This window comes from Bradyrhizobium sp. AC87j1, assembly GCF_002936975.1.
GTDB lineage: Bacteria > Pseudomonadota > Alphaproteobacteria > Rhizobiales > Xanthobacteraceae > Bradyrhizobium > Bradyrhizobium shewense.
Window position 1 is genome coordinate 54,491 of the sequence record NZ_PTFE01000020.1, and the last position, 22,624, is coordinate 77,114.

Annotated in this window: 20 protein-coding genes, 1 tRNA gene and 1 pseudogene; all 22 read right to left on the bottom strand. The window is 64.3% G+C overall.

The window, feature by feature from the left end; genetic code table 11:
- Window positions 1-47: 47 nt before the first annotated feature.
- The gene (locus tag CV770_RS13275) at window positions 48-791 is read right to left on the bottom strand and encodes a DUF7168 domain-containing protein (RefSeq protein ID WP_104462659.1); all 744 of its coding nucleotides are present in this window, start codon (window positions 789-791) and stop codon (window positions 48-50) included.
- A 49-nt stretch (window positions 792-840) separates the two neighbouring features.
- Window positions 841-930 (bottom strand) — tRNA-Ser (locus CV770_RS13280).
- A 424-nt stretch (window positions 931-1,354) separates the two neighbouring features.
- Window positions 1,355-1,651 (bottom strand): annotated as a pseudogene (locus tag CV770_RS43290) (response regulator transcription factor); the annotation flags it as partial.
- Entirely contained in the window at window positions 1,648-2,037 is a 390-nt protein-coding gene (locus CV770_RS13290) for a response regulator (protein ID WP_104462661.1), read from the bottom strand. The gene CV770_RS13290 and the pseudogene CV770_RS43290, both read right to left, overlap by 4 nt.
- Window positions 2,034-4,223 carry a PAS domain-containing sensor histidine kinase gene (locus CV770_RS13295; RefSeq protein ID WP_104462662.1) on the bottom strand — a complete coding sequence of 730 codons (2,190 nt, stop codon included), beginning with the start codon at window positions 4,221-4,223 and terminating at the stop codon, window positions 2,034-2,036. The genes CV770_RS13290 and CV770_RS13295 overlap by 4 nt, the downstream gene beginning before the upstream one ends.
- Window positions 4,224-4,280: 57 nt before the next feature.
- Window positions 4,281-5,738: a transporter gene (locus CV770_RS13300; protein ID WP_104462663.1), complete on the bottom strand. Its 1,458-nt coding sequence runs from the start codon at window positions 5,736-5,738 to the stop codon at window positions 4,281-4,283.
- 37 nt (window positions 5,739-5,775) lie between these two features.
- The gene (locus CV770_RS13305; protein ID WP_104462664.1) at window positions 5,776-7,182 is read right to left on the bottom strand and encodes a DUF1254 domain-containing protein; all 1,407 of its coding nucleotides are present in this window, start codon (window positions 7,180-7,182) and stop codon (window positions 5,776-5,778) included.
- 11 nt (window positions 7,183-7,193) lie between these two features.
- Window positions 7,194-8,219, bottom strand: coding sequence for a DUF1254 domain-containing protein (locus CV770_RS13310; RefSeq protein WP_104462665.1), 1,026 nt, complete (start codon window positions 8,217-8,219; stop codon window positions 7,194-7,196).
- Between the two features lie 56 nt (window positions 8,220-8,275).
- A complete protein-coding gene (locus CV770_RS13315; RefSeq protein ID WP_104462666.1) occupies window positions 8,276-9,217 on the bottom strand; it encodes an HlyD family secretion protein in 942 nt (313 codons plus the stop codon).
- Window positions 9,214-9,459: a DUF3302 domain-containing protein gene (locus tag CV770_RS13320; protein ID WP_104462667.1), complete on the bottom strand. Its 246-nt coding sequence runs from the start codon at window positions 9,457-9,459 to the stop codon at window positions 9,214-9,216. Before CV770_RS13320 ends, CV770_RS13315 begins: the two co-directional genes overlap by 4 nt.
- A gap of 22 nt (window positions 9,460-9,481) precedes the next feature.
- Window positions 9,482-9,658 (bottom strand): hypothetical protein, encoded by a 177-nt coding sequence (locus tag CV770_RS42125; protein WP_161499989.1) that lies wholly within the window; start codon window positions 9,656-9,658, stop codon window positions 9,482-9,484.
- Between the two features lies 1 nt (window position 9,659).
- A complete protein-coding gene (locus tag CV770_RS13325) occupies window positions 9,660-10,694 on the bottom strand; it encodes an HAD family hydrolase (protein ID WP_245453751.1) in 1,035 nt (344 codons plus the stop codon).
- Window positions 10,691-12,064: a hypothetical protein gene (locus tag CV770_RS13330; RefSeq protein ID WP_245453752.1), complete on the bottom strand. Its 1,374-nt coding sequence runs from the start codon at window positions 12,062-12,064 to the stop codon at window positions 10,691-10,693. Before CV770_RS13330 ends, CV770_RS13325 begins: the two co-directional genes overlap by 4 nt.
- The gene (locus tag CV770_RS13335) at window positions 12,061-13,572 is read right to left on the bottom strand and encodes a vWA domain-containing protein (RefSeq protein ID WP_104462669.1); all 1,512 of its coding nucleotides are present in this window, start codon (window positions 13,570-13,572) and stop codon (window positions 12,061-12,063) included. Before CV770_RS13335 ends, CV770_RS13330 begins: the two co-directional genes overlap by 4 nt.
- Complete coding sequence (locus CV770_RS13340; RefSeq protein ID WP_104462670.1) at window positions 13,565-14,563, bottom strand: vWA domain-containing protein; 999 nt, start codon at window positions 14,561-14,563, stop codon at window positions 13,565-13,567. Before CV770_RS13340 ends, CV770_RS13335 begins: the two co-directional genes overlap by 8 nt.
- Window positions 14,556-15,047: a DUF4381 domain-containing protein gene (locus CV770_RS13345; protein WP_161499990.1), complete on the bottom strand. Its 492-nt coding sequence runs from the start codon at window positions 15,045-15,047 to the stop codon at window positions 14,556-14,558. The genes CV770_RS13340 and CV770_RS13345 overlap by 8 nt, the downstream gene beginning before the upstream one ends.
- Window positions 15,040-16,029 (bottom strand): DUF58 domain-containing protein, encoded by a 990-nt coding sequence (locus CV770_RS13350; RefSeq protein WP_245453753.1) that lies wholly within the window; start codon window positions 16,027-16,029, stop codon window positions 15,040-15,042. The genes CV770_RS13345 and CV770_RS13350 overlap by 8 nt, the downstream gene beginning before the upstream one ends.
- 4 nt (window positions 16,030-16,033) lie before the next feature.
- Window positions 16,034-17,023, bottom strand: a complete 990-nt coding sequence (locus CV770_RS13355) for an AAA family ATPase (protein ID WP_104462694.1) — start codon at window positions 17,021-17,023, stop codon at window positions 16,034-16,036.
- A 52-nt stretch (window positions 17,024-17,075) separates the two neighbouring features.
- Complete coding sequence (locus tag CV770_RS13360; protein WP_104462672.1) at window positions 17,076-18,068, bottom strand: HlyD family secretion protein; 993 nt, start codon at window positions 18,066-18,068, stop codon at window positions 17,076-17,078.
- Window positions 18,065-18,373 carry a DUF3302 domain-containing protein gene (locus CV770_RS13365; protein ID WP_104462673.1) on the bottom strand — a complete coding sequence of 103 codons (309 nt, stop codon included), beginning with the start codon at window positions 18,371-18,373 and terminating at the stop codon, window positions 18,065-18,067. The genes CV770_RS13360 and CV770_RS13365 overlap by 4 nt, the downstream gene beginning before the upstream one ends.
- Window positions 18,374-18,385: 12 nt before the next feature.
- A complete protein-coding gene (locus tag CV770_RS13370; RefSeq protein ID WP_245453754.1) occupies window positions 18,386-20,920 on the bottom strand; it encodes a fused MFS/spermidine synthase in 2,535 nt (844 codons plus the stop codon).
- Window positions 20,921-20,983: 63 nt separating this feature from the next.
- A complete protein-coding gene (locus CV770_RS13375; protein ID WP_502693597.1) occupies window positions 20,984-22,582 on the bottom strand; it encodes an arylsulfatase in 1,599 nt (532 codons plus the stop codon).
- Window positions 22,583-22,624: the final 42 nt, after the last annotated feature.

Consider the following 22,624-nt stretch of genomic DNA (forward strand, 5'->3'; position numbering starts at 1 on the left):
GGCGTAGGGCACGTGTGGCACGGCGTAGCTCACGCGCCCTGATGCGCTCAGCTTCCTTTGGCAGTGGTCCCTGACCGCGCTCCGCCAAGCCCGGGATTGATGGCCAGCGACGCTCCGGCGGCGCCACCGGCTTCATAGGCCGTCATCGACACCATCCGGCCGGAGCTGCGCTGGTTCCGGAGATTGAGGTCGAGCTTGTCGAATTCTGCGTCGACCACCGAGGTCTTGAGGACCACCAGCCCGCGGCCGGTGCCTTCGTTGACCTGATCGCGACCGGCCTTGATTGCCACCAGCCTGTCCGCGATGGACCCCACCATCCCGAGTGCGAAGGAGGCATTGGCCAGATGCCGCTGCTGGTGCCGGAACCGGGCGTAGTCGACCGAGGTCTTGAAGCGGCCAAGTTCGGCGCGCACGGCGCCGTCGATCAATTCGGCCAGGTAATGCGCGACCTCGACATCCGCGCCGAGACCGAAGAACACATAGATGTTCTCGCCGGTCGCGTTCTTCTCGCGCCATACCCGACAATCGCAGAAATGAGCGATCGCGCCGATGCAGTCGTCCAGGGGAATTCGCTTCTTGCGATAGGTCTCGTAGACCCTCCGTTCGCACGGCGAGGCGCGCAGCTCGACGTCGGAGAGCGACAAATCGTGGCGATCCAGCAGCTCGGCAACCTTGGCGGCGGCAGACAGCGCCTCGTCTTCGGTGCAGCCATTTGCGATGGTTTTGGCGCGCAACGCCCGAATGCGGAGCTTGAGCTTGTCGAGCCCGTCCGGATTTAACGCCTGATCCACCGATCACCTGCTCGGGAAAGCCCGACCGAGAGACCCCGTTCGGATAGACTGGCGGAAGGGGTGGGATTCGAACCCACGGTACCCTTGCGGGCACGCCGGTTTTCAAGACCGGTGCCTTAAACCACTCGGCCACCCTTCCAGCTCACAATATCAGTCACTTAGCGGCTGGCCCCGATGAACGCAATGCGAACAGTCCTTGGTTTGGGGACAGTTTGGGGACAAAGGCGTCTCTACGGCTTTAGGAAGCCCGCCGCAAGCGCGGTGAGCGTCGACTTCATCTTCTCCTGCGCCTCGGTGCTGCGCTTCCGCTTGACGTAGTTGCGCATGACGACGGCCGGGTCGTCGCCGAGACGCCTAGCGACCATGTCGGGGGTCCATCCGGCATCGAGTGGCGCCGTCGCGTGGATGCCGCGCAAGGTGTGGAGCTTGATGCCGAAATTGAGCAGATCGGCGCGGCGTCGGAATTCCTTGGAGGTGTTGCGTGGGACGCGGAGGTCGGGTCGAAGTCCCTGCCCGGCCGCGATCTGGAGCTGACTATCGAAAAGACGATCTTCCGACGATCCGAATTGGCCGCGTGATGTGTTGCTCATGTCGCCGTAGGCCGAGACGATGATGGTCGACTTGCGGTCGTCGGCCTCCTGAAGCTTCGCGAGCAGCGCGAGCCCATCCATCCGAGGCATGTTGATGTCGGAGACGACTAGGTCGACGTCCGGGTGTTCTTCGATCGAAGCGAGCGCCTCCAGACCGTCATGGGCGAACACGAACAAGACCGAGCCCTCCCGGATCTGCTTGCAGAACTTCTGCAGCACCAGGCTCTCCAGGTCGGGTTCGTCGTCGACAACGAGAATGGTTGCCGTCATGCCGCTGGTCCCAGCATGTTATCGATCTCGGTCCTCAGCAGGACGAAATCGATCGGTTTCGTGACAAGACCTTTTGCGCCGCCTTCGAGCGCCTTGCGGCGGGTGTCCGCGTCGCCATAGGCGGTGATCATGATGACGGGTACTTCGGGGCGCTCCGCGCGCACCACGGGAAGCATCTCCAGACCGCTCATGCCCGGCATGTTGATGTCTGAGAGGATGAGGACCAACGAGGCGTCCCCGATCTCGGCGGCCCGAGCCAGAGCCGCCGGCGCCGAAGACGCGAATTCCATCATGAAGCGACCGGATTTCAAGTCGCGCCGAAACTGCTGCCTGAACAGAGTTTCGACATCGGGCTCGTCGTCGACGACAAGGATGTACACGCTCACTTGCCCACTCCAGCATTTCCTCGGGTCGCCGAGTCGCGAGGCAGCGTCACGATGAATTCCGTGAATTCGCCAGGCTCCGTCAGGACCTCGATCCGGCCGCCATGCTGCTTGACCACGATGTCATGGCTCAACGACAATCCGAGGCCGGTCCCCTGCCCGGCGGGCTTCGTCGTGAAGAATGGATTGAACATCTTCTTCTGAACGTCGGGCGGGATCCCCGCACCATTGTCGCGGATCCGGATCTCGACCTCGTTCCCGAGACTTCTGGTCGTCGCCTTCAGCTTCGGCTCGCCGGCACCGCCGGCTTCCTTGCGCTGGGTGGCTGCGTAGAAGCCGTTCGAGATCAAATTGAGAAGGACCCGCGTGATCTCCTGCGGATAGAGCACGACGCGGCCCGTCTCGGGATCGAAGTCGCGCTCGACGGCGATGTTGAAGTGCGGATTTTCGGCGCGGGCGCCGTGGTAGGCCAGATTGAGGCTTTCCTCGAGCAGGGCGTTGATATCCATGGAGCGAAGCTCGCCGCCGCCCTCGCGGGAATGCAGCAGCATGTTCTTGACGATGGAGTCGGCCCGCCCGCCGTGTTCGACGACCTTTTCGAGATTCCCCCGCAGCATGCCCGAGAGCTCGGCGACCGCGGAGCGGTCGATTTCATCCGACTCAAGCTCTTCGTTCAACTCTCCCACGAGGTCGGCCGAAAGCGACGCGAAGTTGTTGACGAAGTTCAGCGGGTTCTTGATCTCGTGGGCGATACCCGCGGTAAGCTGTCCGAGCGATGCCAGCTTCTCGGTCTCGATCAGCCGGGTCTGCGCCGCGCGCAGGTCCTCCAGCGAGCGCGACAGTTCCTCAGTCCGCATCCTGACCTGATCGAACAACCGCATGTTCTCGATCGCGATCAGCGCCTGATCGGCAAAGGTCCGGAGCAGTTGGACATGATGCTCGGCGAAGGGGCCCGGCTCGCGCCGGGTGACGCTGATCAGGCCGAGAAGACCCTGCTCGTTCTTCAACGGCGTGAGCAGAACGCTGCGGAAACCGCGCGCCCGCCCGATGTCTCGGGCCCCGGTCCTCATTCCCAACTCGCTTTCCGTGTCAGCTATCTCGGCAACCCGGCCGTCTCGAACCAGATCGAGCAGAGGGTACTCGGCGGCGGATCTCGGAAACGAGGCCTTGAGGGCCGCGTCGCCGTCAGGATCGGCGGAGGTGAAGGCGACAAGCTCGACCATGTCGTCGGCAAGACGAAGGAATACGGTCGAGAGCCCCCCCATCAGTCGGTTCGAGCGCTCGGCGATCGCCTCGAATACCGGCCGGACGTCCGAGGGAGATCCGGCGATGACCTTCAGAATGTCCGCGGTCGCCGTTTGCCGCTCGACGCTCAGACGCAGCGCGTTCTCGGCTTCGATCTGCTCGGTCACATCGGTGTTGGTGCCGAACCAGCGGACGACGGCGCCCGCCTCGTTCCGGATCGGGAGAGCCCGCGACAGAAACCAGCGATAGTTGCCGTCCTTGCCGCGGAGGGGAAAGGTGTCCTCCCAGGGAGTGCCCATTTCGAAACTGCGCCGGATCCGCTCGACCACGCGCTCCACATGATCGGGATGATGGACCTTCTGCCAATCCCAGCCCTGCATGTCTTCAAGCGTCGTCCCCGTGTAATCGTGCCAACGCCTGTTGTACCAGTAGATCCAGCCGCTCGCGTCGGCGGTCCACGCGAACTGGCTGATGTTGTCGGTGAGTTCGCGAAAGCGCTCTTCGCTCTCGCGCAGCGCCGCTTCCGCCCTCTTGCGCTCGGTGACTTCTTCGGCCGCCACGTTGACGCCGATGATCCGGCCATCCGGATCCCGCAGCGGATGCCAGTAGGTGACCCACCAGCGGTTTTCGGGCCGGTCCCTGCGCTGGCTGGCGACTTCGATTCCCGCGATGGGCTCGCCGGTCGACATGATCGAGCCGACGATGCTCTCGACCGCGTCGGCCAGGCCCGGCACGCAGTCGCGCACGGTTTGTCCGAGATGTCCCTCGACCGAGATGCCGCAGATCTCGGTGAGGCGCTGGTTGATCTGCAGGTACCGGCAATCCGGAGACAGGACGGCGAGACCGATCGGCGCAGAATCGTAGACCAGCTGCAGGGCGGGCGCGCCCGTCAGAGGCGTCCGCGCCTCGGCGACCTCTTCCTTGCGATCCGCGATCCCGGACATGGTCGCTCTCCTTCGGCGAAGGGACGGCCGGCTTGCGCCGGCCGTCGGCGCCTTTCGTCAATACTTGCGCACGAGCGGCTTGGGCGCCGGCGGCTCGGGAGCCATCGGCGAGATCTGGAAGGTCACCCAGCTGCTCCAGCCCTTCGGGCGATTCTCGGTCTCAAGATCCGCATACGCCTTGAGGTTCAAGTATCCCTGATAACCTTCGAACAGCTTGGGGAAGATGAACCCGACCTGCGGACCGATGCCGACCGACATGCCTCTGAATCCCCCGAGCACCGCACCGGGGCCGCTGTCGTCCGTGATCTGCTGGAAGTAGTAGCCGGCGAGACCGAGCTGGAAGGTCTGCGTCAGGAACTTGGAGGCACCCCAATCGAGATGGAAGTCGATGCCGTTCTGGTACTGCAGATCGTGGTTGGGAAGGCTGTAGGTCAGACCGGCGACCACCGAGAATTCGTTGCCGGCCTTCGGGTCGAAATAAGTGTAGCCAGCACCGGCGTCGAAGGCCACGAAGCCGAAGCTTAGGTTGGCGAGACGGCTTGAGTCGTAGGTGCCACTCGGGATGTTGCCGGTGACGTAGACCATCTCGTTGTGGACGCCCTGGTTCCACTTGAGGGTGCCCTGGTAAAAGATGTCGGCAAACGTCGTCCTGTTGTCGGTCCTCGTCCCCGAGACGGTATTGCCGAGCGGCCCCGTGACTGTGCCGGAGACCCCGACGCCGACATTGCCGGGAGCTCCCAGCACCGTGAACGCCGCCTGGCCACCCAGGACAGGCAATGCCGACGTGTAGGTGATGCCCTGGACGAACACGTCGGCATGATCGGTCAATCCGACCGCCACGGCGCCGCGGCCGCCGCCGGGGAGGACGAAGTTGGCTCCCCTCCCTCCGCTCGCCTGGAGATGCAGGTAGATCGACGCGAAGGACCAGCCGGGTACGGCAGGGGCCGCAGCCAGGCTGCCGAAGGTGCCCGGAAGCCAGAAGCTCAATCCGCCGGCGTCGGCCATCGCCGGTCCGGTAGCCGCCGAAAGCGCCAGCGCGCCCGCACCGGCCATCATCATGATCTTGCGATCTCGCATACTTGCCTCCACCTCGTTCTTCGGCCCGCTTTCCGCGAGCCTTCCTTGATCGCGTCTTCGCCCGGCACGACTCCGGATACACAACCTTAGCTGGCTCATTCCTGAGTTTGCCGCGTCGCGCCAAAAAAGATCTCGTTGTGGCAGCGAGACGACATCCGTTGTTTCGTGCATGGAACCAAGGCTTGCATCTTCCCTGCGATCCCCTCGCTTGAACGCGGTGACGCCTGCGCCGACCTCGTCCACCACGCCGATGCCTTCATGCCCCAGAATGCGGCCAGATGCGCAGGTTGGCACGTCGCCCTTGAGAATCTGTAGATCGGTGCCGCAAACCGTCGTCTTCACGATCTTCACGATCGCGTCGCCGGCCTCCGTGATCGCGGGTTGGGGACTCTCCTGCAGCGACTTCTCTCCCGGGCCCTCGAATACGGCGGCTTTCATGTCTTGCCTCCTGCATACTCGTCCCCTCGATCGCACTTCACCTCGAAACCTTCTCGACGTCGGGGAGCTTCCACGTGTGGTCGAACAGCGGCTTCTCCGGCCCGTAGAGCCGGAACAGCAGCTCGAACTTGCGGGAAGGATCGGTCGGCACCCAGTTGGCCTCCTTGCCGTCCGGTGCCTTGGGGCCGAAGAACACGTCGATGGATCCGTCGGCGTTCTTCTGGATGCCTGGACTGATCGAAGCACGGCTGGCACTCGGCATGTTGTGCACCAGCGCGTGCGTCTCGCGGTCGTAGACCGTCGCCGACCAATACTGCTTGACGGGCGCATTCGCAGGCACGGTCAGGCAATAGGTCGCGCTGCCGTCGAAGGACTCACCGTTCTTGTCCTTGCTGACCATCAGATAGAACTGGGCGGTACCAATGCGCTTGATGCCGGTAAAGCCGAGCGTGTAGGTGACGCCGCGCACGTCGACGGGATAGGCATCCGGATCGGCGTATCCGTTCTGGGCCGCCTTCACCATCTCGGCCATCGCGGCCGGAAACCAGCGGATGCCGGGATTGATCTCAGGAAAGCCAGCATCGTAGCGCTGCGACAGCAGGGCATGGGCTTCCCGCGCCGCGTCGTCCAACACAGCGACAGTCTTCTGGTCCGGGTCGAACGGCTTGCCCTTCTCGATGCCGATCGAGCGGAGCTGATCGATCATGACGCGGTCCCGATCGAGCCACGGCTCGGCCTGCACGACGCGGTCGAGGCTGCGGTAGAAGCGCGCGTCATAGGGGATCGTGGAATCGAACAGGACGTCGTACGCATCGTTGAAGTTTGTCGGCGGCGGCTCTTTCGCGTTTGCGAGCGGGTAGATCTTGATCCGCTTGCCGTAGGCGACCGACTTCGCGACGTCGGCTTCGGCATGGCTGGCGAGATTGGATCGCAGCAGCGCAAAACCACTGAACGTATCTGACCGAAGAACGATGTAGCCCGCCGGCACCTGCCCCGTGTGGCCGGGCGGCAAAATCAGGTACTTGCCGCCTTGTCCCCTATCGGCGCCTTCGGGGCCAGCATCTTCGAGCGGCATCTGCCAGACGGTCACGATGTTTCCGGCGATCGACCCGCCTTGAGCCGGCGGAATCTCGATGACAACTGGCCCGTCCTTCACGTTCCAGAAGGACATGAAGTAGATCGAATCCGGATTGGGCGTCAGCGTCTGGTTCTTCCAGTTCACCGGCTTCGACCAGTAGACGATCTCGTTGACCTTGGCCTTGGTGCTCTTTTCCATTGCCTGAAGCATCAGATCGGCGTTCACCGCCGGCATGGCCCAAATCATCGCCTCGACGGCGCGGCGGTGGAGGTTCCGCGAGGCAAGTTCTTCGGCCGATGGACCTTGCGCCCACGCTTCCGCAGTCATCAGCAGAACCGCAGCCGCGACAATGAGAGCTTTGCTCATGACGACCGCTCCTAGCTCGCCGGCTTCGGTTCGGGGAAATTCCACGCCCCGCTCAGGATTTCCGGTTTCGGCCGATAGAGGCGTACGGTGTAGTTCCAGCCTTTCGAGATCGGCAGACAATTCGGGATCTTCCCGTCGCATCCGCCGAACTGGATCGCGATCGATCCGTCGCCACTTCTCCGGGCGGTCAGATTGTTGATGGAATAGGCACCATAGGTGTTTTTCTCGAAATAGCCGTCGGCGTTGTAGACGCTCACCGACCAGAAGGCTTCGACGGGCACTTCCTTGACGGTGAGTCCGTAGATCGTTGAACCGTCGTTTCCGCTCGGCGTGAAATTGAGATAGGTCGCGTCCTTGTCCGCGTTGCCGCCCCAGGCGGCGGCCGTGCCCAGCAGATGCCGGACCGGATCTACCTCGGACTTCCTACCGAAAGCGCGCCTGAAGTCGGATGCCGTGGACTGCAGAACCAGCAGCGCATCGCGGACCTTCTTCTGGCTCACCGGATCCCAGTTCGGCAACTCGAACTTGCCCGTGCCCTCCTGGCTCACCTTGATCGCGTCCTGCAGGTCGTGAGCCGCGTTGAGGTCCGCGGGATCGTTCGGATCAACGAGCGTCCGTATGCCCACGACGAGATAGCGCGTTCCGACGTCTTCGCGGGAAAACGTGCGGGGCTGCGTCCCATAGTATGTCGTCGCATAGTGGTCTTCGCTGATCGCCTGCAGCGACATGAACCGCTTCCCGGTATCCGGAAGCGCGATCGTGACCGGCCCGGCATCCAAATCGAACACGGCCGACGAATACAGCGTGTCGCGGTTGAGCCGAATGACCGTCTGATCGTCGATCGATGCCGGCTGGCGCCGGTGGAGCAGTTTTCCAAGACCGCTCTGCTTTTCCAGATTGCGGGCGTAGAGATCGGATTCGGCGCGGACGAAATTGTCCACCGTGACCGGGACGGGATCGCCGATCGACTGCGCGTTCGCGCCGCCCGCTCCCGAAAGGGCCAGCAGCGCAACGTAGAGGCCTATTCTCGTTTGCATGTCGCAAAAACTCCAGCTTCCAAGGTTTCGCACGCGAAAAATTGTCACTCTTCCGGTCAGAACGGGTTGACGTAATTGAGAATGGCGACCTGCCGCAGCAGCACGCGCCTGATGATGTGACTGACCTTGACGTGGTCGGTGAAGATGGCCGCGGTTCCTGCGGCGCCGGCGGGCAGCCGCGCGGCGAAGCTCTCGTCGTCTAGCTTCACACGGACCACGAAGGGCGCGGCTTCGATCGCCTTCGGCGCAACCGCGGTGCCGGACGTCTGCGCTTGACCGGTCGCGACGGCCTGCAGGACCGTCTCGACCGTGCCGGTATAGATGTGGCCCGGCACGAACTTGAAGGTGATTTCGACCTCCTGCCCCGGCGACACATAGCGCGCATCGATCTGGTCGATCTCCACACCGATCAGCGTGTTCGACGTGTCGATGAACGCCATGACCGGCGACAGCGGCAGGTTGGCGACGCGGGCGCCCTTGCGAAGCGCGAGGTTGGTGACGTAGCCGTCCGACGGCGCGCGGACCACCGTCTTTTCCAGATTCCACTGCGCGCTTTCGAGCTGTCCCGAGAGCTGGTCGACCTCTGACTGCCGCTGCTCGACGTCGAAGCCCCGGCCCGCGTCCCGCTCGTAGAGCTGCGTCATCTGGCCGAGGCGGGTCTTGGCGAGCTTGTACTGCGCGTCGATGGCCTTGACCTGAGCGGAGTACAGGGTCGGGTCGATCTTGAACAGGACGTCGCCCGCCTTGAGCGGCACGTTCGCTGCGACCGGAACATCCGTCACCTCACCGGCCACGTCCGGCACGATCGACACCGCGTTGCGGACCACAATGGCCGCCCCTTGCGGAGCACCCCAGCCCATCGGGATGAAGAGACCGATGTTCAGCAGCAACAGCACGATCAGGGGCGAAGCCTTCCAGAAGGCGTTGAATCGGATGATGCCGAGCCAGACCAGCGTGAACAGCAGCGCGAGGTACAACGTCATCAGGGCGATCATCATGGCCGGTCCTCCTCCGGCCGACGGGCGGGCACGTCCACATAGGCCCAGATCAGCGCGACTGGCCATAACGCGAAGCCGAAGATCAGCGTCACCCAGCCTGCAACGGCGACGGCATCGGCCCACGGATGGCCGCGCCGGCGCGCGACGTGGCCGGGGGTCGACCCCATCAGCCAGACGACCAGAACGATCACCCCTATCAGGATGATCAGCACGATCCAGGCGAAGATGTCATAGCCGCTCATCGCGTTCCTCTCGAGCGCCCGATCACTGACGTTCGGCGATCGACGCCTTGAACTCCTGAAGCGCGCTTATGCGGGCCGCGTATGCGATCTGGGCGTTGGTGCGAGCGGGAGCGCTCGTCTCGCTGTTGGCCGCCTCGAGCTTCGCCTCGTTGTCCGCAATCGCCCGGTCGAGCTCTTCCATGATCCGTTCGACTGTCATCTCAGTTTCCTCCCTTATCCGGAAACACGGACTTCCAATCCTGCTTCATGTCCACGACGGTCCAACCCTTCGCCTTCGCTTCGTCCCAGGCCTTGTCGAGCTTGCCGATCTTCGACTGCCGATCGTAGGCGTACTCGCGCTCGGCATCGGTATGATGCACGATGCCGGCGAAGCGCGGTCCCTGCCCCGACGTCGTCCACTGCAGCATCTGCAGATCGCCGTCCGAATTGCCGAACGCGAAGATCGGACGGCGGCCGATGAAGCGGTTGATGCCGACCGGTTTGCCGGGGCCGTCGTCGATGAACTCGACCTTCGCGATCTTCATCAGTTCGGGCTTGCCGTCGGATCCCATCTCGAACTTCACGACACCGGAGGAGCCAACCACCTGTTCCGGCGGAATGCCGTAGGTCTTCTCCACCCATGGCCGCATGAACTCGACCCCGCCGCCGGAGACGATGAAGGTCTTGAAGCCGTTCGTCCGCAGATACGCCATCAGGTCCAGCATCGGCTGGTAGACGAGGCTGTTGTACGGACGGTCGAACTTGGGATGCCGGGCGCTCGCGATCCATTCCAATACTGACTTCGAGAAGGCCTCGGTCGTCATTCCGGTGTGGGTCGCCGCCATGATCTGCAGCAGCCCCTTCTCGCCCGCGGCTGCAACCGCCTGCTTGTCTCCCGCGAGCAACCCCTTGAACGGCTGCTGTGTCTTCCATTCAGGATGCTTGGGCGCCAGCGTCTTCACCTGATCGTGCGCGAAAGCAAGCTGGAAGTAGAACGGTTGCTCGCACCAGAGCGTGCCGTCGTTGTCGAACGTTGCGATGCGCTCGGCCGGCGGGACGAAGTCCGGCCCTCCCTCCTTGGTGATACGGCCGACGAAATCCGTGATCGCGGTCTTCGCCGCGCCGTCGTTCCAGGACGGCAGGGGATCTGGCGCCTGCGCAGAGATGCTTCCGGCACGAAGCACGGTGATCGAAAGCGCGATCAGGGTGCCCAACGCAAACCGCCTGGGCATCGTCAGGCCCCTCCACTCACTCATCTGGTGATCCTCCGATGACCGAAAGCCGGCGAAGCTTGACCGACGGGATTGATGCCCGCAGGCAGAGCGGTTCTGTTCCTGTCGCGTCGAGACTGCCGGCGGAGCGCGCGACGGGCCGAGGCGATGCGTCGCATCAGCGCGCGCCGAGACCACCTGCCGGCGGGGACCGCCGCGAACAATTCTTCCTGCAGTCCGCCGATCTCGCGCTCGAGCGCGGGATCCTGGACGGCGGAGGTCAGCCCGGCGATGGTCTTGTCGTTCCCGAGCGGTTCGAACCGCTGCAGCCAGGCCAGCAAGCGGGAATATGTCGTCGCAGCGCTGCGGGCGGCGCGCAACCGGCGGAAAGCCCGGTTCTCCGAGTGAAGATAGGCCGTTCGACGGCGCCAGACCGCAACCGTGAAGGCCCTGACCGCACGCGGAGCGAACCAGGGGAGCCCTGCCGCAGCGGCCAGCACAGCGAGAGCGGCCGGCCAGTTGTCCGCGATGATGACGATCACGTTCCTCCAGGTCCAGGATCGATCCGCCGAGCCGCCGGACACCGCGCCTCCGGCGACGCTGAACGATGCGCCCTCCGCATGCGCTGTCTCGATCTTCCCGGTCGTCACGTCGAACCATCGGACGTCGATGGCGGGAAGCGGGTAGCCGCCCGCCCCTTCCAGCATGTAGGTCGCTGCGTCGATGCGCGTGGCGACCGCGTCACCGGACCGGCCGACCGCCTTGTCTTCGAGTACGGGTTGGGCCGCATACTTCCGCAGCCCCTCAATGTCCGGGAAGGCTGGCGGCGGCAGCAGCATCGCCGGCGTACCTTGCGCGGTGATCGTGATCTTTCGCGTGACCGCGTCGCCCACCCTGAGCTGCTCCGACGAACGCTCGAGGGACTGCTCGACCGTCAGCTTCGTGGCCGACACGAACGGGCGGAGGCCTGCCGCAGCGGCAGGGATGAAAGCCTCGAACCCGACCTTCGGGAGCGCAACTTCCACCTCGCGCGTCGCCGGCGGCTCGGCCGCGTACCGGATGCGGATCTTCTGATCGGTGACGGCGTAGGCCCCCTCTTCCTGCGGCGTGATCGCGAACTCAAGACGGACGCCCGCGTAGGTCTGGTCGTCGTGTCGCTCGTTGATGTTGATGGTCGTGAGCTGCCGCGTGACGGCGTTACGCACCTGGAACGTCGGCAGCTCCGGAGGCGCCGTCATGTAGTTCGGTGCCAGAAGCTCGATCGTAAGTGTGCTCGGCTGTCCAACGACGACGCGTTGCGGTTCGACGGTCATCCGAACGATCGGCTCGGAAGCACGGTCTTGCGCACCGCCCGCCTGCGGCGAAAGTGCAACGGCGACGGCAATTGCGACAGCGATTAGTTTCGAGGACATCATCGGGTCGCTCCCGTCTGTGCGGGCGCGGAGGCCTGGATCGCAAATTTCAGCTTAAGGAAGTCGGCGGGGGTCGTCTGCACCTGCCGCATCCAAGCTTCCGCGGCACCCGGCGTGGTCAGGTCCTCGGGTGTCACCTTGACCGTCTTCCCGCCCTTCTGGTTCGGATCGACCTTGGTCTCGTCCGCCTTCATGTCCGGAGGCGCGCTATCATCCTTTTCCTGCTTGCGACGCTTGGCTTCGCGCGCGTCGAGAGCCGCCTGCACGATGGCGCGATTGGTCTTGGCCGGGACGTTGCCGGGCTGTGCCTTCAGCACGGCATCGTAGGCCGCCATCGCCTTCTCGAAGGCGTGGTTCTGCGCCTGGGCGTTGCCAAGAGCGAATCGGCCCTCGACCGTATCGACCTTCGCGAACTCCTGCGCAGCGGTCAGGAAATCGTAAGCGCGGTACCCCGCGATGCCGCGCCACATCGGGTCGGCAAACAGTGTCGCTGCGGCGGCATAGTCGCCGCGATCGAAGGCAATGCGTCCCTGCTGGTCCGGCGTCAGCCAGAGACCGCTGAAGGGCGTGGTCTCGGCCGCGCGCGACGGCGGCGCCTGCATCGCGACAAACAGAGCGACCGACCAAGCGACGGTTGTCCCTCGCCGAAACCATAGCAGGCTCAGCAGCGCCAGTGGCAGCAAAAGCCAGAAGCCTTCGTCCAGCCATCTGGTCCCGAACTTGTCGCCCTGGGCGGCCTGGAAATGCGTCTCGATCCGCCGCTCCAGCCGAGCGAGATCAGCCCCGTCGGCGCTGACTAGCACCGCAGCTCCCCACGACGGCGGAAACGGCGCTACGGATAGCATGGCAAGCCCGTTGCGGCCGGCATCGCTCCGGAGAAAGCTCGGGTCTGCGGAGCCGATGTCGTCGGCCACCAGAAGGATCGTGCCCGCCACGGGCTCCGAGGCCAACGCCGCCGACGCCAGTTCGACCGCGCTCGCGACATTGCTGCCGTCGCTCGGCATCAGTGCCGTGGAAAGTGCTGCCAGGAACGGTTCGACCACGCGCCGGTCGTCGGTGAGCGGCATCACCAGATGTGCCGTACCGGCGTAGGCGACGAGCCCCGTGCGCGCGCCAGCCCGGGCGAACAAGAGATCCCTGATCTTCTGTTTGGCCCGTTCGAGCCGCGTGGGGGCAATGTCCGTCCTGTTCATCGACGAGGCGAGCGAGAGGGCGACCATCAAGGGCGCCTTGTCTTCGACGAAGGGCGGAAGCTCGCGTCGCCAAGTCGGCCCCGACAGCGCGGCGATGCCGAGCACCATGCCGCCTGCGACCAAGTAAAGGGGATTGATGGTGCGTCCCCGTCCGGGCTCCACGATAAGGTGGTCGAGCAGATGCGGCGCGATCACGCCGCCCCACTGCGCCCGGACGTCTTGACGCCACCACAGTAGCGCCGAGATCGCCGCGACCGGCACGAGCGCGATCAGCCAAAGGGGCCGTAAGAGATGGAAGGACAAGACGGCGTCACGCATGACGTACCTCCCTTGACCGCCGCCATTCGCTCTCGACCAGCAGCGCCAGCCACAGCAAGAGGCCGAGAACAACGGCGACGCCAAGCGGCCACTGGAACAGTGGCAGCTTCGGCCGCCACGACAGCGTCTGAAGCTTCGCCGGCGCCAGCCGGTCGACGTCGGCGTAGATCGCCTCGAGCTGCACGCCATCCTCGGCTCGGAAAAAGTGGCCGCCAGTGGTGGACGCGACCGCCTGCAGCACGCCGAGATCGACCCGGTTCTCTCCGGACGCGGCGGGGTCGCCGACTCCGATGGTGTAGACGGCGACATCGTTCTGACGGGCGATGTCGGCGGCGTGCTCGGGCGGCACGCGGCTACCCGTGTCGTTGCCGTCGGTCAGGAGGACGAGCAGCTTCTGCTTCGCCGTACTGGCCTCGAAGGTCTTGATGGCGAGCCCGATCGTATCGCCGATCGCGGTCTGCTGACCTGCCATGCCGACCGCGGTCTGATCGAGCAATTGCTGGGCCGTCTCGAGGTCCTGCGTGAAGGGCACCTGCACGTAGGCCTTGGTGCCGAACAGGATCAGCCCCACGCGGTCGCCCTTGCGGCGGGCGATGAAGTCCTTGACCACCCGCTTGACGCCGTCGAGCCGGGTCAGCGTCGCGCCGTCCGGCGCCTTGAAGTCGCGCTGGTCCATCGATCCGGAAATGTCGATGGCCAGAACGAGATCTCGCGCGGAGACCTCGCGCGTCACGGGATCGCCGACCCATTGCGGCCGAGCCAATGCAGCGACGAGCAGCATCCAGATCGCCGCCGCCACGATCATCTGGGCGGCACGTCTCTCCAGGACTACGGCACCCCGCTGCGGGGTCTGGCCGGTCGCTGCGGCCAGGCGCTCGAAAAAAGGCACTTGGACCGAGACCTGACGCGCCCGGTACGGAGGCGCCAGCCACCACATCAGAAGCGGTAGCGGCAACGCCAGGAAGATCCATGGCCAGGCGAACTCAAGCATGATGCCCTCTGATCCATCGACGGACGAGAACGATGAGGGATTGCAATTCCACTTTGGTGGGCGCGCTCTGCTGATAAGGCCCACTGACGAGAAGCCGGCCGACGCCTTGCGAAAATTCCGTCCCGCCGTAGCCTCGATCCAGGAAGTCGAGCCAGTGAGGACCGAACAGCGGCGCGACCTGCTCGCGCGGGTAGCCGGCAAGCGCCGTCCGCCGAACCAACAAAGCGAGGCTTGCAAGTGTCTGCTCGCGCGAGCCGTCCTGGGCGCGCCCAATCCGCCTCAGCTCCGACAGCGCTTCTCTTCGATAGCGCGTCAGGCAGCGGTGCCGTGCGAAGCTCCAGATGCCCGCGATCACTGCGATCAGCAGGACGACGACCGAAAGCCGCGCCTCCCACGTCTGCGGCCACAGGCTAACCTCCCTCGGTAGCGGGAAGTCGATCAGTCCGGTGACGGGATCCGGAGGCATGTCGGCGCGATCAGCCAAGGGTCGCCTCCGTCCGGATGTGACCGCCGCCGTGGCCATGCGGCGTAGGCAGGCGGCCGAGCAGACGTCGAAGCTGGGCAACGGTGTCTTCCGCCGCGCTCAGCGGCAGCACGGGAACGCTCAGTTCGCGATTCCACGCCAGCACCCCGCTCACGCGGTCATGCGTCGCCTTCGCGATATTCTTGCGGACGGCGTCGCGTCCGACGTCCAGCCTGATCTGCAATTCTCCGTCCGTCACTGTCATGCTGGCCGACGGCGGCAGATCGCTCTGCAGGGGATCGTGGACCAGGAGCGCCACGACGTCGTTGTGACGTGCCATGGCGCCCACGATCGTCCGCGTCTCGTCGTCGGCCCCGTCGAAATCGCTGATGACGATCACGACGGCGTCGTGAAGCGTGCGAGCCTGCGCCTGCCGCAAGGCCCTGTTCAGCATGGCGGGCGCCGACGGGTTGCCGTTGCCCACTTCCAGGGCCCGGTTGTATGCCACGATGGCCATGAACATTTGCAGCACGGTCGAGCGGCTGCGCTTCGCCCGGTATTCGCAGAGCTCGCGGTCGTTGAACACGACGCCACCGATGCGATCCCCCGCGCCGAGGACGCGCCAGGCCGCGACCGCCGCAGCCTCGGCCGCCGCGACCGACTTCATCGCGCGGCGGCTGCCGAAGAACATGGATAATCGCTGGTCGACGATCACAACGGTCTGCCGGTCCCGCTCCTCGTTGAAGACACGCATATGCGGCTTGCGCAGTCGTGCCGTGACCTTCCAGTCGATCGAGCGGACATCGTCGCCGACGCGGTAGTCGCGGATCTCCTCGAAGTTCAGTCCGCGTCCACGCATGCGCGAGGCGAACCGGCCGGCCAAAAGGCTATGGACCGGCTGACGCGGAAGGAACGACACGTGGCGCCCGCGATACTCCAAGGCGAGCAGGTCGTCGAAGCTGACGTAGACGCCCGGCACGCTTTTCGCCGCTCCGGTCATCATGCCCTCACGCTGCCGAGACGAGTTCGGTGATCTTGTCGATCACCTGGTCCGCCGTGACGCCCTGCGACACCGCCTCGTAAGAGAGGATCAGCCGGTGACGGAGGCAGTCGTGCATCACCGCGCGGATATGGTCTGGCGTCACGAACTCGGATTCGCCGAGCCAAGCGCGCGCGCGGGCGCAGCGGTCGAGCGCAAGGCTGCCGCGCGGGCTGGCACCGACCTGAATCCACTTGCTCAACGGTTCCCCGTACCGCCCCGGGAAGCGCGTCGCGTAGATCACGTCGACCATGTACTTCTGCGCAAGATCAGAAACGAAGATGCCGTCGATCTCGCCGCGCGCATCGAAGATCGCCTGCTGCGGAATCGGTGCGGGTTCGCCCGTCCCGTCCTTCGGCTTCTGTGCGTTTTCGACGCGATTGAGCCTGATGATCTCGCCTTCTGTCGCCTCGTCCGGATAGGTGATGACGACGTGCATCAGAAAGCGGTCGAGCTGCGCTTCGGGCAGCGGATAGGTCCCCTCCTGCTCGATCGGATTCTCGGTGGCAAGCACCATGAACAGATCGGGCATCTTGTAGGTTTTGCCGGCGACGGTGACCTGCCGCTCTTCCATCGCCTCGAGCAACGCGGACTGGACCTTGGCCGGCGCTCGGTTGATCTCGTCGGCGAGGATCAGATTGGCGAAGATCGGGCCCCGCTGGAACTGGAACTGCCCGCCCTTTTCGGTCTGGACGTAGATCTCGGCACCCGTTACGTCCGAAGGCAGAAGGTCGGGCGTGAACTGCACCCGTGACAGGTCGGCAGCGAGGTGCTTCGCCAACGTCTTCACCGCCCGCGTCTTGGCGAGGCCAGGCAAGCTCTCGATTAGCAGGTTGCCATTGGCGAGCAGCCCGATCAGCAAGCTCTCGACCATGCGCTCCTGGCCGAGTACGGACCTGCCGATCCGCGCCTTGAGCTCGAGCACGGCGTCGCGGGCGGACGGCGGTCTGTCAGCCATCGGCGCTTTCGCCGTATTCGTCGCCTTCGGTTCTGCCATAGGATCATCGCCCTCAATTCATCGTCGTGACGTAGTTCATCCAGCTCTTCATCCGCAGGAGGATACGCCGCACCAACGCGAGCTCGGACCAGTGATCCGTGTAGACCGCTACTTGCGCCGTCGAGCCGGGCGGCAGGCGGTACGACGAGTAATCGTCCAGAACCTCGATGATCGCGACGATCTTCCCCGGCGCCTGGCTGCGTTGTTCGGGAAGAACGAGATCTCCGGACGGTTGGAGCTGGCCTTGCGCTACGCTGTCGACGAGACGCGCCACCTTGCCCGGCCTCAGGAAAAGCTGGGTGGCGAAACCATCGGTCGGCGCCCGAATGGTAGCCTGCGTCAGTTCGAACTCGGCGTGGCGGAGTTCGGCTTCGACGCGCGCGACGTCGGTGTTGACGCCGTTGATGGAGGATTCAAAGGCGAGCTTTGCCCGTTCGGTCCCGGCCTTGGCCGCCGACAGCTTCGCCTCGCTTTCCCGGTAGAACGCCTTCTCGTTCGCTTCCTGCAGGTCGGAGAAGGGCGGCGGAGACTGCCGGCGCCTCGCCTCCTCGTTGGCGACAGCGTAGCGATCGTAGGCCTGCTTTGCGCGGTCGCGGGCGGCTTCGGCCTCGCGCTCCTGTCCGCCGGCCTGCGCCAGCGCGGCCTTCATCATCTCGACGTTCTGCCTGGACTGGGCGAGCTGAGCCCGCTTCTGGTCGATCGCGTCCTGGAAGGGGGCCGGGTCGAGGCGCAGCAGCACGTCGTCCTTCCTGATCGGAACGTTCGGCGTGATCGGCACCTCGATCACGCGTCCGATCACGGTCGAGAAAATCGGCGTAGTGTAGAAGAGGAACCGGGCGTCCGGCGTGAAGGGCTGGTTGTAGTTTAGCGCGACCAGCAGGCCGCCCACTCCGAACAGACCGCCCAGCACGGCGGTCGATATCGACCAGGTGCTCGCCTTGACGCCGAAAAGCTTGAAGACCGCGATGCAGATCGCCGCATAGGTGAGGAAGAGCAGCGTGATCATGGCGGCGCGCGCTCTTCGAGCCAGATCAGGCGCTCGTTCAGCTCGGCAAGCTGCGCTCGACCTCCCATGTCGCCGACGCCCCACCCTCGGTCGGGACGGTAAGCCATCGCCCAGATCCAGAGAAATGGCCATAAAGCGCCGAGCATGAACAGGCTGACCCATCCTGCGGCACCGATGGCGTCCTGGTGCGGATGGTTTCTGGCCTTCGCTATGGAATGCGGAATGTCGTGCACCGCGATGACGCCATAGAAGACGATGATCAATACGGCGATCAGGATCGCGAGCGAGACGTATTCGAGCACCATTGCGACATTCCATCAAGGCGGCACCTTGGCGCCGACAAACCATCGGTAATAGGGATTTTTCCTGGCAGCATCCCGAGTCCGCTCGACATCGCGGGCGTAAGTCGCCCGGTCACCGGCCAGGGCGCTCAGGGCGAGGCGATAGAACGAACGCAGCTCTTCGCTCTCCACAGCGAGCAACGGGACGAAATCGGATGCGGCGTTTGCGATCGGCGGATCGCCCTTGAGTTCCTGGAGGCGCGCAAACGTACGTGCGAACTCCCCGCGGCGGACCCAGGTGGCATATTCGATGGAAGGTCTGTTATCGGTCACGGCGGAGGCATCGCCGGCGAAGCGTGCTAGTCCTTCGCGATCGGTGACCCAGGTCGCGAGCAGCGCCGCGGGCGAGTTGACGCCGACGTCCGCGAGCGCCTTCGAAGTCGGATCTCGCCGCAGCCTTTCCGAGATACGCGCGACGTCGAGCTCGATGGGCAGCAAGCTGCCGACGAGCAAGGTTTCGTGAAGCTCCGTACTCCAAAGCGAAGCATTAGGAAACACGTCGATGAAACTGCGGACAAGGGCGCGGGTGTCCTCCTCGTTCTGCGTCGGCAGCGGCAGCCACTGGGCGACGATGCCCTTGTCGTTCAGCCGCGACGCCGATAGCCGGTAGAAGTCGGAGGAATAGAGGTTGACGACCCCGGCCGCGGAAGGCGGCGGCGGTTCGAGCGTGATCAGGTCGTAGCGCTGCTCGCTGCTTAGCAGCTCCCGGCGTCCGTCCCTCAGCCGCTTCTCGAGACCCGGATCCGTCCCTGCGTCGAACGTCCCCTTGAAGTTCGGTGCTGCCCGAAGCACGGCGGGCAAGAGTTCACTCACGACACGGCGTTCCAGGCCAGGAAATTGCGAGAGGGCGCCGGCGGTGATTCCGGTGCCGTAGCCGATCACCAGCGCCGACTTTGGATCCCCGTTGTGAATGATCAGCGGCAGCAACGCCTGGAGGCGCATGTAGCGCAGCGACGGCATCGCATCGCCGGAATTGGAGACGCCCTGGATGTAGAGTCGGTGGAAACTGCGACCGGCGCTCGACGTCTCGACGACCGAAACCGTTCCTGCGGCGCCTTCGTCGTAGAACGTGATGTCGCCTCCCCGCGCCGTCAGCCGGATGATCTGTTCGGATGGCGTAAGCACGGCGACGAAGACGCTGGCCAGGCCAACGGCGAAGATCGCCCATCTGCTCCGGCTGCTGCTGACGAAGCTGATCGCTGCGATGGCGCCGACGACCGCGGCCGCGACCGCCAGGATGCCGAGCGTGCGGACGAGACCGAAACGGGGGATCAGAACGAAGCCGGTCACGAGGGTGCCGGCGATGCCACCTAGCGTGTTCGCGGCGACCACGACCCCGACGTCGCGGCCCACCTTACCGTCCCCGACGACGAGCTTCAGCGCCGCCGGGAAGGCCGCGCCGAGCAACAGGGTCGGCGCCAGCACGATGCAGAGTGCTGTCGCGACGAACCGGGCGGACATCCCGGCCAGGTCGCTTCCGGTGATGCGGTAGGTCGCCGTCTCGAACACGGTCTGCGCGACGATCAGCCAAGGCCCGTAAGCTGCAATTTCGACCAGCGCAAGCCAACCCGCGCTCGCAATCAGGAGTCCAAACGCGGCACCCGTGTCCTTGACGCGACCGCCAAGACGGGCGAACAACGCGGCCCCCAAGGCGATGCCAGCGAGATAGGTCGCCAGCACGATCGAGAAGGCGAAGCTGCGCGTGCTCATCAGCGGGATGACGGCCTGCGACCACACGATTTCGTAACCGAGCGCGATCCCACCTGCCGCAGCATACAATGCAACGGCCCATCGCGCGGTCGCGGGATTCGACCGCTGCGACGGCGAATTCGCGGCAGCCACGTCCTGCCGCCGCATGGATCGATCGAGGAGGAACGCGCCGATCGCGGCCACGCTATTGAGCGCGGTCGCAAAGATGGCGCTGCCGCGAATCCCAAACAGCGGGATGAGGAGAAAGACAGGCAGCAATGCGCCCATGATGGCCCCAGCCGTATTGGCCGCGTAGAACCTGCCGCCGACGTCGCCGGCGTCCTGCCAGCCCGTCAGCGAACGGACGAGTACAGGCAACGTCCCGCCCATCATGAAGGCCGGCACCGCAATCAGCACGAACACCGATGCCCAGGCGAGAACCTGGCTGATGGCTTCCAGCCGAACGAAGACCGGGCCGGCATTGGCAAGCGCCAAAGTCGCGGCGATGCCGGCGATCGCGGTCCCGAGTTCCAAGAAGGCGTAGAGACGCACTGGCTGGCCGCTGCGATCCGCCCAGCGTCCGAACAGCCAGCTTCCGAGCGCGAGACCGCCAAAGAAGCCGCTGATCGCGATCGAAATGGCATGCACTTCGGCGCCGACGACCAGCGAAAGCTGCTTGATCCAGAGCACCTGATAGATGAGCGCCGCGCCGCCGGAGAAGAACAGAAGACCGCAGACCATCGCGGTGAGCCGTCCGTGCGAGACCGAAAGTCCCCGGGCATCGCTCATCGTGAGGGAGGCTGCGTTCGTTCGGGCGCCCATCGTCGATTCCCTACCGGAAGGCGGAAGCGGCCGAAGCCGCCTTCGCCTTGTGTGTCTCGACGACTATTCGAGACCTCGCTTCTTGAAGGATTCGTCGATCTTCTTGTCCACCCCGCGGCGGATCTGATCAATGCTGAAGCTCGCGATCCTCTGACTGGGCGGATATTCAACGAAGGTCTGCAGGAATGCCGCCGCCTTTATTTGTGCCTGGGCGATCATGTACGCGTTCTCCACGCGCCATTGATCGTACATGCTGCCCGAGATCTCCGCATGTTCGTACGGGTCCATGCGCAGATTGAACAACTTCGGCACACGCAGGGCCGTGAACGGATGGGCCCAGACGTCGAACTGGCCCGGCTGTTCCTGCTTTTCGAAGACCTGTTTCCAGTCTCCATTCCGCATCGCGACGAGATCGCCGTCATCGTTGAAATAATAGAATTCGTTGCGAGCGCTCTTGTCGGTCTTGCCCGTGATGTAATCGAGCTGATTATAGCCATCGAGATGGACCTTGAACGTGGTCGTGCTTCCCTGCGGCTGCCAGCCGTTGAGGAGCCGATCCTTTACACCGGGATCTCCCGCGGCAGCGAGCAGCGTCGGAAACCAATCCAACCCCGACACGATGCCGTTCGAGATCGAGCCCGGCTTGACCTGACCGGGCCACCGGATCATCGCAGGCACGCGGAATGCACCTTCCCAGTTCGTGTCCTTCTCTGAACGGAAAGGTGTCGTCGCCGCATCGGGCCATGTGAAGGCGTTGGGACCGTTGTCGGTGCTGAAGACGACGATCGTGTTGTCGGCGATCTTGAGGTCGTCGAGCGTCTTGAGCAGCTTGCCGACGTTCATGTCCATCTCGACCATGCCGTCAGCGTATTCGTTGCCCGGCATGCCACTCTGTCCGCGCATCGAGGGACGCACGTGCGTGAAGATATGCATGCGCGTGAAGTTCATCCAGGTGAAGAACGGCTTGTTCGCCCTCGCCTGCCGCGTGATGAAGTCGATCGCACTACCAGTCGTCTCGTCGTCGACAGTCTCCATCCGCTTCTTGGTGAGAGGTCCGGTATCTTCGATCTTGCCGTCGGCGGAGGTCTTGAGGACGCCCCGCGGCGAATAGGCCTTCACGAACGCCGCATCGTCCTTCGGCCAGTACGGCCGCTCAGGCTCTTCTTCTGCATTCAGGTGATAGAGGTTGCCGAAGAATTCGTCGAAGCCGTGGGCGGTGGGCAGGAACTCGTCCCGATCGCCGAGATGGTTCTTGCCGAACTGCCCCGTGGCATAGCCGAGCGGCTTCAGCGCTTGCGCGATGGTCATGTCGCCTTTCTGAAGTCCAACGGTCGCGCCCGGTATGCCAACCTTGCACAGCCCGGTCCGCATGCAGGCCTGCCCGGTAATGAATGTCGAGCGTCCGGCCGTGCAGCTGTTCTCGGCATAGTAGTCCGTGAAGATCATGCCTTCGTTGGCGATGCGATCGATGTTTGGCGTCTTGTAGCCAACCATTCCGCGGGTGTAGGCGCTCAGGTTGGACTGTCCGACGTCGTCGCCGAAGATGACGAGAATGTTGGGCTTCGCGGCGTTCTGCTGCGCCGAAGCCGGAGACTTTACGAATGGGGAAAGGCTCGTCGCCACCAACGCCGTGGCGAACATGGCCCCTAGAAACCTGCCCATTCCTTTTGCAGGCTTGCCTGCGCCCGTATCTGTCTTAAATCT

Excerpts from the sequence above, each read along its gene's own strand:
- CV770_RS13300 (WP_104462663.1), bottom strand. The coding sequence starts at position 5,738 with ATGAAAGCCGCCGTATTCGAGGGCCCGGGAGAGAAGTCGCTGCAGGAG.
- CV770_RS13350 (WP_245453753.1), bottom strand. The coding sequence starts at position 16,029 with ATGATGACCGGAGCGGCGAAAAGCGTGCCGGGCGTCTACGTCAGCTTC.
- CV770_RS13305 (WP_104462664.1), bottom strand. The coding sequence starts at position 7,182 with ATGAGCAAAGCTCTCATTGTCGCGGCTGCGGTTCTGCTGATGACTGCG.
- CV770_RS13315 (WP_104462666.1), bottom strand. The coding sequence starts at position 9,217 with ATGATGATCGCCCTGATGACGTTGTACCTCGCGCTGCTGTTCACGCTG.
- CV770_RS13330 (WP_245453752.1), bottom strand. The coding sequence starts at position 12,064 with ATGATGTCCTCGAAACTAATCGCTGTCGCAATTGCCGTCGCCGTTGCA.
- CV770_RS13320 (WP_104462667.1), bottom strand. The coding sequence starts at position 9,459 with ATGAGCGGCTATGACATCTTCGCCTGGATCGTGCTGATCATCCTGATA.
- CV770_RS13325 (WP_245453751.1), bottom strand. The coding sequence starts at position 10,694 with ATGAGTGAGTGGAGGGGCCTGACGATGCCCAGGCGGTTTGCGTTGGGC.
- CV770_RS13295 (WP_104462662.1), bottom strand. The coding sequence starts at position 4,223 with ATGTCCGGGATCGCGGATCGCAAGGAAGAGGTCGCCGAGGCGCGGACG.
- CV770_RS13340 (WP_104462670.1), bottom strand. The coding sequence starts at position 14,563 with ATGCTTGAGTTCGCCTGGCCATGGATCTTCCTGGCGTTGCCGCTACCG.
- CV770_RS13365 (WP_104462673.1), bottom strand. The coding sequence starts at position 18,373 with ATGGTGCTCGAATACGTCTCGCTCGCGATCCTGATCGCCGTATTGATC.
- CV770_RS13310 (WP_104462665.1), bottom strand. The coding sequence starts at position 8,219 with ATGCAAACGAGAATAGGCCTCTACGTTGCGCTGCTGGCCCTTTCGGGA.
- CV770_RS42125 (WP_161499989.1), bottom strand. The coding sequence starts at position 9,658 with ATGACAGTCGAACGGATCATGGAAGAGCTCGACCGGGCGATTGCGGAC.
- CV770_RS13355 (WP_104462694.1), bottom strand. The coding sequence starts at position 17,023 with ATGGCTGACAGACCGCCGTCCGCCCGCGACGCCGTGCTCGAGCTCAAG.
- CV770_RS13360 (WP_104462672.1), bottom strand. The coding sequence starts at position 18,068 with ATGATCACGCTGCTCTTCCTCACCTATGCGGCGATCTGCATCGCGGTC.
- CV770_RS13335 (WP_104462669.1), bottom strand. The coding sequence starts at position 13,572 with ATGCGTGACGCCGTCTTGTCCTTCCATCTCTTACGGCCCCTTTGGCTG.
- CV770_RS13375 (WP_502693597.1), bottom strand. The coding sequence starts at position 22,582 with ATGGGCAGGTTTCTAGGGGCCATGTTCGCCACGGCGTTGGTGGCGACG.
- CV770_RS13370 (WP_245453754.1), bottom strand. The coding sequence starts at position 20,920 with ATGGGCGCCCGAACGAACGCAGCCTCCCTCACGATGAGCGATGCCCGG.